This is a genomic window from Paenibacillus sp. DP01 (genome assembly GCF_044784315.1).
Lineage (GTDB): Bacteria > Bacillota > Bacilli > Paenibacillales > Paenibacillaceae > Paenibacillus > Paenibacillus polymyxa.
The window spans coordinates 5489376-5502317 of record NZ_CP173059.1 but is presented as its reverse complement, the minus strand read 5'-3'; the positions used below and the strand labels follow the sequence as shown (position 1 = coordinate 5502317).

11 protein-coding genes are annotated in these 12942 nt (G+C 45.8%); 7 read left to right on the top strand and 4 right to left on the bottom strand.

The window, feature by feature from the left end; genetic code table 11:
- The first annotated feature begins 51 nt into the window (after positions 1–51).
- The 4 genes from ACH59B_RS24275 (at position 52) to ACH59B_RS24260 (ending at position 6326) form a co-directional block, all read left to right on the top strand.
- On the top strand, positions 52–1719 hold the full coding sequence (locus ACH59B_RS24275) for an ABC transporter substrate-binding protein (RefSeq protein WP_404302889.1): 1668 nt from the start codon (positions 52–54) through the stop codon (positions 1717–1719).
- A 14-nt stretch (positions 1720–1733) separates the two neighbouring features.
- Positions 1734–2714, top strand: a complete 981-nt coding sequence (locus ACH59B_RS24270; protein ID WP_016822679.1) for a sugar ABC transporter permease — start codon at positions 1734–1736, stop codon at positions 2712–2714.
- A 460-nt stretch (positions 2715–3174) separates the two neighbouring features.
- Complete coding sequence (locus tag ACH59B_RS24265; protein WP_102997450.1) at positions 3175–4098, top strand: carbohydrate ABC transporter permease; 924 nt, start codon at positions 3175–3177, stop codon at positions 4096–4098.
- A 104-nt stretch (positions 4099–4202) separates the two neighbouring features.
- Positions 4203–6326 carry an endo-1,4-beta-xylanase gene (locus ACH59B_RS24260; protein ID WP_404302886.1) on the top strand — a complete coding sequence of 708 codons (2124 nt, stop codon included), beginning with the start codon at positions 4203–4205 and terminating at the stop codon, positions 6324–6326.
- Positions 6327–6450: 124 nt separating this feature from the next.
- Here the strand turns inward: ACH59B_RS24260 and hxlB are convergent, their stop codons facing one another.
- Complete coding sequence (gene hxlB / locus ACH59B_RS24255) at positions 6451–7008, bottom strand: 6-phospho-3-hexuloisomerase (protein WP_016822682.1); 558 nt, start codon at positions 7006–7008, stop codon at positions 6451–6453.
- Positions 7009–7013: 5 nt separating this feature from the next.
- Positions 7014–7649, bottom strand: coding sequence for a 3-hexulose-6-phosphate synthase (hxlA, locus tag ACH59B_RS24250; RefSeq protein ID WP_013312540.1), 636 nt, complete (start codon positions 7647–7649; stop codon positions 7014–7016).
- 441 nt (positions 7650–8090) lie between these two features.
- Between hxlA and ACH59B_RS24245 the strand changes: the two genes are divergently transcribed.
- Positions 8091–8966 carry a hypothetical protein gene (locus ACH59B_RS24245; protein WP_017426141.1) on the top strand — a complete coding sequence of 292 codons (876 nt, stop codon included), beginning with the start codon at positions 8091–8093 and terminating at the stop codon, positions 8964–8966.
- A 198-nt stretch (positions 8967–9164) separates the two neighbouring features.
- Here ACH59B_RS24245 and ACH59B_RS24240 read toward each other — a convergent pair whose 3' ends face one another.
- Both ACH59B_RS24240 and pepT read right to left on the bottom strand, forming a co-directional pair.
- The gene (locus ACH59B_RS24240; RefSeq protein ID WP_016822685.1) at positions 9165–10001 is read right to left on the bottom strand and encodes a methyl-accepting chemotaxis protein; all 837 of its coding nucleotides are present in this window, start codon (positions 9999–10001) and stop codon (positions 9165–9167) included.
- 199 nt (positions 10002–10200) lie between these two features.
- Positions 10201–11436 carry a peptidase T gene (pepT, locus tag ACH59B_RS24235; RefSeq protein WP_016822686.1) on the bottom strand — a complete coding sequence of 412 codons (1236 nt, stop codon included), beginning with the start codon at positions 11434–11436 and terminating at the stop codon, positions 10201–10203.
- A gap of 266 nt (positions 11437–11702) precedes the next feature.
- On the opposite strand from pepT, the gene ACH59B_RS24230 reads away from it, so the two are divergent.
- Together ACH59B_RS24230 and ACH59B_RS24225 are read left to right on the top strand one after the other, a co-directional pair.
- Positions 11703–11990: a hypothetical protein gene (locus ACH59B_RS24230; protein WP_013312533.1), complete on the top strand. Its 288-nt coding sequence runs from the start codon at positions 11703–11705 to the stop codon at positions 11988–11990.
- 149 nt (positions 11991–12139) lie between these two features.
- A complete protein-coding gene (locus ACH59B_RS24225; RefSeq protein ID WP_019688938.1) occupies positions 12140–12880 on the top strand; it encodes a Bax inhibitor-1/YccA family protein in 741 nt (246 codons plus the stop codon).
- Positions 12881–12942 lie beyond the last annotated feature (62 nt).

Sequence of the window (12942 nt, the reverse complement as noted above, 5' to 3'; positions counted from 1 at the left end):
TTTGCTATTCACACACAATCGACAAAAGAGGCCGAAAGGGGAAGGTCTGGCATGACAAGCAAAAGGTTCGGAATCATCAGTCTGGTAATGGTTATGATGGCATCTATGATCGCTGCTTGCTCAGGGAGCTCGGGTAAGGAGCCTGCGTCGGGAGATAGCAAGGAGAAGGTCACATTCACGTATTTTAATGCCACGGCGGGAAGAGACATTAATACCAATGAAACGCGGATCGGAAAAATACTGGAAGATCAGACCGGCGTGAACTGGAAGCTGGAGCATTTGGTAGGGGATTCGAATACGAAAATCGGCACGTTTATTGCCAGTAATGACTATCCAGACGTGATTGTACCTGATGGCACGATTGATAAACTGCTGGATGCCGGGGCTTTTATTCCCCTGAATGATTTGATCGATAAATATGGGCCAAATATCAAGCGTGTATATGGATCGTACTACAATCTGATGAAAGCGGAGGATGGGAATATCTATTTCCTGCCGTTCAGTGCGGTGGTCGGTGATTATTTGTCTGCTCCTAATATAGAGCAGGGAGCTTTTTGGATACAGCGTAGAGTGTTGAAGGAGGCGGGATACCCAAAAATAAAAACTTTAGATGAGTACTTGGCTCTGATTCGGAACTATGCGAAAAAGCATGCAGACGAGGGATTAACCGGGTACTTGGCGTTAACCACGCAGGATAGGTTTTATGCGCTTACGAATGCGCCGATGCATCTGGCAGGCTATCCCAATGATGGCGGCACGATTATTGATATGAAAACACACCAGGCGACGGATTATGGAGATGAGGAAATCACAAAGCGGTATCTCCAGGAACTGAATCAGCTTAACGCAGAGGGCCTATTCGATAAATCCTCCTTTGTAGACAATTACGATCAATATTTGGCGAAGCTAACCTCGGGTAAGGTGCTGGGCTTTTTCGATTATCGCTGGCAGGCAGGGCAGTCTCTAAATAACCTGCAGGAGGCTTCCAAGCGTTCGGGTAATGATGATCTGGAATATGTAGGGCTGCCTGTTGTATACGACCGGAATATAAAGGATCAGTATCTTGATCCGTCGTCATTTGTTAATAACCGAGGCATCGGAATTACAGTCAGTGCCAAGGACCCGGTACGTATCATCAAATTTTTCAACAATCTGCTGACCGACGAAAACCAGGTATTATCCAACTGGGGGATCAAAGGTGAAACCTATGATGTAGATAAAAATGGGCGCTTTTATCGGACCAAGGAGCAAATTAAGAAGACGGGTGAGGATGCGTTCCGTGACTCATTTGGGTTCAAATATTTTGAATACAGCTGGCCGCGGTACGGTAACGGTTCTTCCTTGCCCGACGGCAACTCGGCTAGCCCCGGACGGCAGGCTGAGGTTGCGCGGATGTCGTATACCGAAGGTGATAAAAAGCTGCTTAAAGCGAACGGTGTAGAGTCCTTCTCGCAGATGTTTTCCGCACCTGACGAGCGTCCATGGTTCCCAGCCTGGAGCATTCAGGTTGCTCAAGGCTCGCCTGCGCAGATTTTCCAGCAAAAGAAAGGAGACCTGCAGCGCAAATATTTCCCGCGCTTGGTACTGTCTGCACCGGAACAATTTGATGCCATTTGGAAGGAATACACCACCGAGTTTAACAAGCTGGATGTGAAGGCCTTTGAGGAGCTGATCACGAAGGAGGTTGCCAAAAAAATCAAGACGGTCGGGAAAAAATAAAGGAGGAAGCAGCTATGAGCTACACGTCACCGCCACCTGTTACGACCTCCTCGGGCCATTTGCCGCTCTCACGGCGAACCGGCTTTAGGGGATTTATACACAAGCTGAATCAGCAGCGTGCACTCGTATGGATGTCCGTCCCTTTTTTAATCTGGCTGCTTATTTTTAAATATTTGCCTCTTTGGGGCTGGACGATTGCCTTCCAGGATTTTAAGCCTGCCCGCAAGCTGCTTGATCAGCAATGGGTTGGATTGAAGCATTTCCGTTTTCTATTTCAGGATGAACACTTTCTGCGGGTGATGCGCAATACGCTGGCGATGAGCTTTATTAATCTGGTGCTGGGATTTGTTACCGCTATAACACTAGCAATTTTGCTGAATGAGCTTCGTCAGATTGTATTTAAGCGAGTGGTGCAGACGATCAGCTACTTGCCACATTTTATTTCGTGGGTAGTTGCGGCCAGCATTATTAGTACGGCGCTATCAGCAGACGGCGGCATTGTCAATGAGGTGCTGATGTGGCTTGGACTCATTAAGGAACCTATTCTGTGGTTGGGTGAGGGAAGCTACTTTTGGGGGATTCTCGGAGCGTCGGAGGTATGGAAAAATGTCGGCTGGAATACCATCATTTATTTGGCCGCGATGACCACGATTGACCCCTCGCAGTATGAAGCGGCCGAGATGGACGGAGCAGGGCGGTTTCAGCGGATTTGGCATGTGACCTTGCCGGGATTAAAGCCTGTATTTATCATCCTGCTCATTATGAACATTGGCAACCTGCTGGAATCAGGCTTTGAACCGCAATATTTACTGGGCAACGGCATGAACGTGGATTACTCGGAAAACTTAGATATTTTCGTCCTGAAATATGGTATCCAGATGGGGAACTTTTCGCTTTCCATTGCTGCTGGAATGTTCAAAACGGTGGTTAGCTTCATTCTGTTGTTTAGCGCCAATCATATTGCGAAGCGGTTAGGGGAGGAGCGGTTGTTCTAAAAAAGAGTGAGTTACGGGGGAGAAGGTCGCTTCGCGTGCGGATTGTTCTTCCGATCACTGTTATCCCCGGATTTTCTTATTGGAATAAAAATCATAGGTTAAAATCCGGGAATAAAGGTGAACGCTCCGCTTCTTTAGAACAATTCCGCCCGCTCCGCTGCTATCCTCCGTAAAGTCATTTTTTAAGAACTGAGGGTTGTAGCAGGGGAACTTGCTCATCCATTCTACAGGGAAGGTCAGTGGATTTTTAACAGGCCGCTTCGCGGACCTCATCAAGACCTTACCAACTAACTACAACACGACTTCTTATAGTCCCAAAAATAATCCACATAATTCACTCCAATTGCCACTGATATAAACACTCAAAATGACTGTTCCAAGCAACAGCACCAACAAGATAAGAATAATCAATCGGATTTAAGTGCAGGACTAGGCTATTTTTTAGAAAGGAGAGGAAGTCATGGGCAAAGGGAAGGCCGTACACGGGCGATTTCGGGCGCACTCGGATCGGATTTTTGATGCGTGCAATGTTGTGTTTATGCTATGCCTAATGGTGTTCACGCTGTATCCATTTTTAAATACGTTGGCGGTTTCATTAAATGAAGCGAATGACTCGATTCGGGGCGGGATTTATTTGTGGCCGCGTGAATTCACGTGGAGTAATTATGAATTTGTATTCAAGGAAGCGACGATTTTTCATGCTACGTTAATTTCTGTATTACGTACGGTCGCAGGTACAGTGACCTCGGTGTTTTGCTGCGCGATGGTGGCGTATACGATCAGCCGACCGGAATATGTGCTGCGTAAATTTGTTTCGATTGCTTTTATTTTAACGATGTATTTTAGCGGTGGATTGATCCCCAATTTTCTCTTGATTCGTGAGCTTGGGATGCTGGGAACCTTTTGGGTGTACATCGTGCCGGGCTTGATCGGGGTGTTTAATGTCATAGTCATTCGCTCCTTTATTGAGGGATTGCCAGAGGGAATTTTGGAGTCGGCACGTATTGATGGGGCTGGGGAGTTTGCTACTTTTATGCGCATTGTTTTGCCGCTGTGTGTGCCAGTGCTGGCAACGGTATCCCTGTTCACGGCGGTCTCGCAATGGAATTCCTGGTTCGATGTATTTTTGTACAATTCGTCGTATGAGCAATGGAGCACTCTCCAATATGAGCTGATGAAAATTCTACAAAATTCCAATACGTCCGTTAACGCTCAGGACTATGCCAGCCAATTTGCAGGGTCGGAAAATTTGGCGAAGGCGGTTACGCCTACCTCTATTCGTGCCACGATGACGATTGTTGCTTCAGTGCCTATTATTTTAGTCTATCCGTTTTTACAAAAATATTTTGTGAAGGGTATGACCTTGGGAGGCGTCAAAGGATAGTGAATATTTTACATTCATTCTAAGAGCCGTTTCCAATCCGCAGATAACTATAATCCAAGAGTGCCAAATATGAATTCAAAAATTTGAGTGCAGGAGGGATTGCTGTGCGGTCATGTTGGTATACGCCTTTTTGTCTGGTACTGGCTGGAGTGCTGTTGTTATCACCTATCGGATGGTGGGGAACGTCTGTAGCGAAGGCAGCTTCGTCTATGGAACATTCTCCGTCGGTTTCGGACAAGGTGCTATCGGCAGGGAAGATCATTAAAACGTATGGATTTGAGCAAGGAAACAGTGACGGCTGGAAGCCCCGGGGAGCTTATACCCAAATTGCATCCGTCACGGAAGCGGCCTATGGCGGCACGCACAGTCTGAAGGCAACCGCTCGTACGGCGGCTTGGAACGGAGCAGAGCTGGATGTGAAGCCGCTACTGCTGCCGGGTGTGGAGTATGAAATTAGCGGGTATGTGAAACTGGACGGCAATGCGGCAATTCCAAGCGTGATTAAGCTTACGGTGGAGCAGCAGCCGACAGGGGGGACTACAGCATGGAAGACTGTAGCACAGACGGAAACAGCAGATACTTCGTGGATCAAGCTTCAGGGGAGATATACGTTTACCGGGGAGATGAATGCATTGAAGCTGTATGTGGAGAACTCGAATCCCGCTCAGGCCTACTATGTGGATGAGGTGGAAATTAGGCAGGTATCAGTAACACCAACGAATCCTACAAGTGGGATTGTATCTGGGTTTGAAGATGGCACAGCCCAAGGTTGGGTATCCCGCTTGGGAGCCGAGACCGTGCAGGTCTCGAATGCCGATGCACGGACCGGTTCATACAGTCTGCTGACAACAGGCAGACAAAAGGCATATGCCGGTCCCAAGCTGGACGTGACGGCCACGATGCAAAAGGGCAACCGTTATACGGTCAGCGCCTGGGTGAAGCTGGTGCCAGGTGAGCAGCCTGCCAAGGTGAGGCTCAGCGTACAGCGTGATTACCAAGGTCAAAGTGCATATGAAACGATTGTAGGCGATACGGCGATTACGACAGGAGGATGGATGCATTTGTCTGGCACGTATACCTTCGCACATGATACAGATGCCGTTTCTATGTACCTGGAATCGCCAGAAGGGACGTCCTCCTTTTATATGGATGATTTCGAATTGTCCCTGGTGCCGCCGCTGGCGATTGAGAAGGACATACCTTCTTTGCATGGATTATATCAGGGACAGTTCAGCATCGGCACAGCGATTGAGGCTTTCCAGACCGAAGGGGCTTACGGAGAACTGGTACAGAAGCATTTTAACAGTGTCGTTGCAGGGAATGCGATGAAGCCTGTCTCCTTGCAACCATCCGAGGGGCAGTTCCGTTGGGAGGAAGCAGACCAAATTGTGCAATTTGCAAAACAGCACGGATTGGAAATTCGTTTCCATACCTTAGTGTGGCATAACCAAACCGGGGATTGGATGTTTAAGGACAAAAATGGACAGCCGATGACACCGACTGCTGAGAACAAAAAGCTTTTGCTGGATCGCCTGGAGACGCATATTCGTGCTGTTGCCGCTCGTTATAAAAATGTTATTACCGATTGGGATGTGGTGAATGAGGTCATTGATCCTGATCAGCCAGACGGCATGCGCCGTAGCGAGTGGTATCAGATTACAGGAACCGATTATATTGAAAAAGCGTTCCATGTCACGAGGGAAGTGGCGGGGCCAAACGCGCGGTTGTTCATTAACGATTACAATACCCATGAACCGAAGAAACGGGATTTTCTGTACAATCTGGTGCGTGATTTGCTTGCCAAAGGTGTACCGATTGATGGCGTAGGTCACCAATCGCATATCCGCCTGGAGTTCCCTACTATTGCCGAAATCGAGCAATCCATCGAAAAGTTTGCTTCACTCGGGCTGGATAATCAGATCACAGAGCTGGATATTGGCCTCTACTCTAATGATACGGATCGCTACGAAACGATTCCTGAAGCTCTACTGATCCGGCAGGCTCATCGTTATCAGGCGCTGTTCGATATGTTTACAAGACAGCAGGAACATCTCAGCAATGTGACGATTTGGGGGACAGATGATGGCAATACGTGGCTCAGTACATTCCCGATTGCCCGGCTGGATAAGCCGCTGCTGTTTGATGAACGGTTAAAGGCCAAATATGCATATTGGGCGCTGGTTGATCCATCCAAAGTGCCGTCGCTGCCAGTAGGGAGTAATGAATAAATGATTTGAGACAGAGGAGTAGAAGACTAAGATTTTACTTCATTTAAACACAATAGGCAGGCTGTCTTTACATGCTCGGACATGTAGGGACAGCCTGCTTTGTATCGTAAAGGAAAAAGCAGTTTTATTCCAAATTGGCGTGTTGACCATACATGGATTCGGAAGTCAGCTTGCGCAGCTTCATCGTTCTGAGTACCAACGCATCGCCATACAGCAGCAGGGTTTGTTCAAACAGTGAGCCCATGGGCTGAATGGTTTGGTAATTCTTGTTGGATGGGTCCTTGGGTGCGCCGGGCAGCTTAACGATGATATCGGCCAGTTTGCCGATGGTGGACTCGGGGGAGGTGGTAAGGAGCGCCAGTGAGGCCCCGAGTTTTTTCGCTTTGTCTGCCATGGAGGCTAGGCTTTTAGTTTCACCAGAGCCTGAACCGATAATCAGCAGATCTCCCTCGCTTAAACCAGGGGTTACGGTTTCCCCAACGACGTAAGCTTGAATTCCCATATGCATCAGCCGCATGGCCAGCGAGCGAATCATGAACCCTGAGCGCCCCGCTCCTGCTACGAATACCTTATTCGCAGCAGCGATGGAGTGGATCAGCTGTTCCGATTCGGTATCGCTGATTAGCTGTGGAACGAATTGCAGCTCCTTGATTACCTCGGATAAATATTGAGAGGTCTCCATTAGGATTAACCTTGTTTAATGAGCTGCTGCATTTGCGAGGCTACAGCCTTTTTGTCGTCTTCGCCAGTGATACCGCCGCCTACGATAACCAGATCCGGTTGAGCTTTTACCACTTCAGCCAATGTACTCAGCTTGATGCCGCCAGCTACGGCTGTTTTGGAGTTTTTTACGACTTTTTTGACGGTTTGCAATGCTTCGAACGGACTTTGTCCTTCCGCTTGCAGATCGTAGCCTGTGTGCACACAGATGTAGTCAACGCCTAAAGCATCAATTTCTTTCGCACGTTGCTCCAGGTTTTTAACACCGATCATGTCCACCAGGATTTTTTTGCCGCCTTGTTTCTTAGCTTCTTCTACAGCACCTTTGATCGTTGCATCTTCAGCTACAGCCAAAATCGTCACAATATCGGCACCAGCCTCGGAAGCTTTCAGCACTTCATATCCCCCTGCGTCCATAACTTTCAGGTCAGCCAGCACTTTTAGATTGGGAAATGCTTCTTTCATTGCTTTTACAGCGTGAAGTCCTTCATTGATGACAATCGGCGTACCGATTTCTACGATATCAATATACGATTCCACTTCTTTTACCAATGCAATACCTTGTGGGATATCTACCAAGTCTAAAGCCAATTGAAGTTCCATGTTATTAACTTCACTCCTTAAGTGAATTGTATTTGGATGAACAGGTACATGCTTTGTTGAGTCGTACTCTATACTTTGCTTTCGTGCACAGGTTTGATTGTAAGGCCCCGGTATTCGGTTGAAAAGTACGCACTAATTCGTAACGTAGTTACCCTGACGATACTATAGATCATAAAAACCACCCATAAGAGAGCCCACCTTTTGTCTTCTTTAGCATTATTTCAATAATGAAAATCCTCTATTCGTGACTCGTAAATATACATATCCATGTCAGATTGCAAAAATATGAATGTACCGATGATTAAATTGACTTCAAGTTAGGCTTTGACTATATTTGTAATATACTGGCATGTAAAAATGGGGCTAATAGCATAACTACCCTGAAGAATAGCCACAAGGCTAGGGGTGACCGTAATTTTCAGGATAGGGAGGCGGGGTTTAGTGGAAGAGGTCCTGAATCAAAGGGGAGCTATTTATTTGTTGTCGGACAGCCACGCGCTTGATAAAGCTTGCGAGTTATTTAGAATCAGCTACACGCATAATGATTGGGATGAAGCGAACAAGGTTGCGGATTATTTGCATTCGTTGGCTGAAAGCCTGTATCACACCCAACTGAGAAATGCTGCGGACGGCAAGTATGAGACATTGGACACCAAACACCCGCTGGTGTTTTATTATGCTTACAGTTATCTAGCGAAATCGATTTATTATCAGAATATAGGCCAGTATGAGGAAGCCAGAGATTATATTATGAAGTATAGCGAAATGGGCTGGTTTATGGGGCTGGATCAAAGCGGTCACGAAGAAGTAGAGAGATTCCGTTTTCTCGCCAAGGCCAATTTATATATGATTGATTTACTTTTGGGGAAGAAGGAACTTTTACCGGAATATGTTCAGTTTCTTCACAACAATGACGAGGAGCTACTACCAGGATTGGTTGGTATTACTGAAGCAGCTAACTTGAACGATTGGGAGATTGATGAACTGCTGAACGAGTTTGCCGATGATATTGAGATATTTGAAGGTTATGAAGATAGAGCCAACCGCGTATATTATTTGAAACTGGTCAACCAATTAGCTATTTACTATTTGAAAAAGAAGCAGTATATCGTTGCATTGAATTATATCCTTGTTTCTCTGCAATTCTCTATTGGGGTAGAAGCCGATGCCGATTTTAGAACACTGGTTGCACTATTCGAAACTTACCGAGATTTGGCAACACCGTCCCAGCAAGAGCAATACCAAACCATTTTATTAAGGGGGCTTCATAATGAAAAAGGCATTAAGCTCGATAACTATGGTCTTAGCGTTTCTTAGTGTTGCTCTTCCGATAGGAAATACATTGGGAGATTTAGACTCCGTGCATCCTTCGAATCATGGTGTTTTTTCTTTTACTGCTTGATTTTAGACTTCGATCGTCTTACCCAGTAGGGATTGTGTAAATAAGGGGAGCGCACTTTTTCGCCATTTGCGGATCAGTGCGCTCCCCTTTCTCATGCAAAGTAACGATGTTATTTATTTTACAATATAGGAAGTCAGGTTATCGGCCAGATGTTGCATCGTTTCGCTCGCCTTTTGCATACGCTCCATGACTTCGGTGAAAGAGCCTACCAGAGTCGCCTGCTCTTGAGAAGAAGAAACAATTTGCTCTATTTCCTGCTCCATCTGACGAATGGAGTTCTGTACATCCTTAAGGGCTCCCTCGATATCGACCGTCGCTTTTTTGGACTCTACGGACAGCTTGCGTACTTCTTGAGCAACGATACCGAAGCCTGCTCCTGCTTCTCCGACACGTGCGGCTTCGATCGCAGCATTCAATCCAAGCAGGTTGGTTTGATCGGAAATTTCCTTGATAAATACAGCAACCTGATTAATTTTACCCGAGTTTTGTACGGCAATTTGGGTGTTCTTCAAAATGTGTTCACTGGTAGCCTGTAACTCCTCCGAATGCGCTGTTACATGTTGCACCATCTCAATGAGCTGCTCGGTAATGGAGAGGTTTTCGGATACGATTTGATCCAGTTGATTTTTGTTGGTCAAATTATAGGAGGCGGCAAACGCTGCGATGACGTCCCCTTTATCGTCAAAGACAGGAATACTGATCATATCAAGAGGATATCCCAGGACTTCAGCCGGAATGTGGGTCAAGCTGGCCTCATGTCCATTTTTAAGCATGGCAAAATTTTTGTAGTCCTCCAGCAGCTCCGAGCCTGTTTCAAAGCCGAGGTCCATACCCTCTGATTGGGTGTAAGCAAGAACGTGAGTGCGGTCGAAGAGAGCAAGGGTTACTTTCTCACGCATAACCTGTTGTATGTAGGGAATGGCTACAATTAATGCATCTATTGTATTCAAGTGGACTGCCTACCTTTCTTTACTAAATATATTTTTTATAGTCTTATATAATTGTCGGTCTGAAGACGGATAAAAGTTATAAAGGTATCGAAAATTTAAAGGGGATATGAGAGCTTCAATAAAAAAGGCATATCGTTTCCATTACGAAACGATATGCCTTCATATTTAATCTAAACGTGTCAGTGTGTGTAAAAGTGGTTCACTTGCCGCGTTGCTCGAACAATTGTGCGATTTCCACAATAACCTTGGTGGCAAGCACCATGTTGTCCACTGACACATACTCATACTTACCGTGATAGTTCTCCCCACCTGTGAAAATATTCGGTGTAGGCAGTCCCATGTAAGACAGCTGTGAACCGTCTGTGCCTCCACGAATCGGCTTGATAATGGGCTCAATATTCAGCTTTGTCATTGCTTCATGTGCGATATCGACGATATGTTTGACAGGCTCGATTTTCTCTTTCATGTTGTAATACTGATCTCTCAGCTCCAGCGTGATGCGGTTATCTCCATAGGCAGCCTGGAGCTCTTTTACGATATTTGTCAAATAAGCTTTCCGGTTTTCGAAGCTCTCGCGATCAAAATCGCGGATAATATAGTACAGTTTGGCTTGTTCTGCTGTGCCTGTAGACTCCAACAGATGATAGAAGCCATCATACCCGTCTGTATATTCCGGGGCTTCATTCGCAGGTAATCTACTGTGCAGTTCCATAGCGATTTTGGCAGCGTGGATCATTTTGTTTTTAGCCGTACCAGGATGTACATTCACACCATGAATGGTAATATGAGCAGCTGCGGCATTGAAGCTCTCATACTCCAGTTCTCCGAGCGGTCCGCCGTCTACTGTATAAGCATATTCAGCACCAAAAGCGGCTACATCAAAGCGTTCAGGTCCTCTTCCAATCTCTTCGTCCGGTGTAAAAGCAACGCGAATTTTGCCATGTTGAATTTCTGGATGATCAATCAGATAGTGGATTGCTGTCATGATTTCTGCGATGCCAGCTTTGTTGTCTGCACCGAGCAGGGTGGTACCATCTGTTGTGATTAGGGTATGGCCTTTATATTGAGTCAATTCGGGAAACTCACGTGGAGAAAGTACTACACCCAGCGAGGCATTCAGCGTGATATCGCCTCCATCGTAATTCTCCGTCAACTGTGGCTTCACTCCTGCGCCGGTTAGCTCAGTAGCCGTATCAAGGTGTGCCAGAAAACCAATGACGGGCACTTCTTTATCCGTATTGGAGGGAAGGGTTGCCATTACATAACCATGACCATCAATGGTTACGTCTGTCATACCGATGGATTTCAGTTCGTCTACCAGGAGGTTGCCCAATGTGAGCTGTCCGGGTGTGGTGGGGCAAGTGTGGCTGCTTTCGTCGGATTGGGTATCCACCTGAACATATGTAGTCAGGCGGTCAATCAGTTCCTGTTTCATGTGGTTATCCTCCTCGGGTCTTTTTCATTATGGTACGTATTTTATCATGATTAGGCTTATAATATGAAAAAAATGGTTTAACCTTTCAAAATGACAGGTTGTCCGCAGATTCTGCAAAGGATCTGAGAGGGCAACTCCTTTTAATATATAGAGAGTACGTTAATCTATAAGTCTTTTAAATTGTGTCTTATTACTGAGACACTTAACGTTACGTTGATAGATTGGGAGCATAGAATACATTATCAAACGCAAGGGAGGTGAAGACTATGGCGATCCTTTTACCTTCGCAATTCTACAATCTTGCTGCTGGTGTGGGTAAGTCCTTCTTTGAAAATCTGAGAGGCGGTAATAATGCTACGATTACTGTGAATAATACAGGTGCCAATCCGGTTGATCTTGTGGTTACCCGTGTCAATGCTCCTGTGATCACTTATGTAATCCCTGCGGGCAACAGCCTTACGTTAGAAGTTGCTTTGCTGCTGGTAGCTGCTCTTCAGGCGACTCCAGTTGGAGCAGTAACAGGTACTATCCAAATTGCTACCGCTGATTTTTAATCTGTAACGACTTGACCCTCTAACTCTAGCTTTGCCGAAAGGCAAGGTTAGAGTTTTTTTATTGTTTGAAATTTTCTGAAACTTTTTTCAGGTTGTGCCGATATATACATATGACATCGTAAATAACACATCGAAAAGGAGTACCCTGTATGAGCTTTAGCAATCCGGTTTTACGTGATGACATCTTTTTACGTGAAGATGAAAGAGAAGCTAGCGAACAACGTATGACCATCGGAGGAACGGTGAACAAAACGTTACTTCTGCTGGTCCTACTTATCGTTTCTAGCAGTATTACCTGGTATATGACCTACCAAGGAACCGTAGAGGTGCTATCGTTGCTGACGGCAGGCTTTATTGGGATGGCAGGCGTAGCACTTGCGATATCCTTTTTTCCAAAAACGGCTCCATTGCTTTCTCCTGTATATGCGATTCTGAGTGGCTTTGCTTTGGGTGGCGTTTCCGCTTTTATGGAGTATGAGTACCCTGGAATTGTAGTTAATGCCATTTTGCTGACTGTGGGTATCTTGTTCTTGATGCTCTTTATGTATACACAACGAATCATCAAGGTGACACGTGGCTTTATCTCATTTGTTGTCCTATGTACGATGGCGATTTTTCTGGTGACGTTGGTTGATTTTATTTTGAATTTTTTCGGTATGAATGTTCCGTATATCCATGAAACGGGCTGGGTGGGTATTGGCATTAGTTTATTTATCGTCATCATTGCCGCTTTGAATCTGCTCGTAGATTTTAATTTCATTGAGGAACAAGCTGATCAAGGTGCACCCAAATATATGGAATGGTATGGCGCTTTTGCATTGCTGGTAACGTTAGTGTGGCTATATGTACGAATATTGGATCTGTTAGCCAAGCTTAGCAATAGGGACTAAGATCTGCGACTATTGCATATGGTTTAAGTAGGATGAGAAGAGAAGGGCGGCTGAATGTCGTC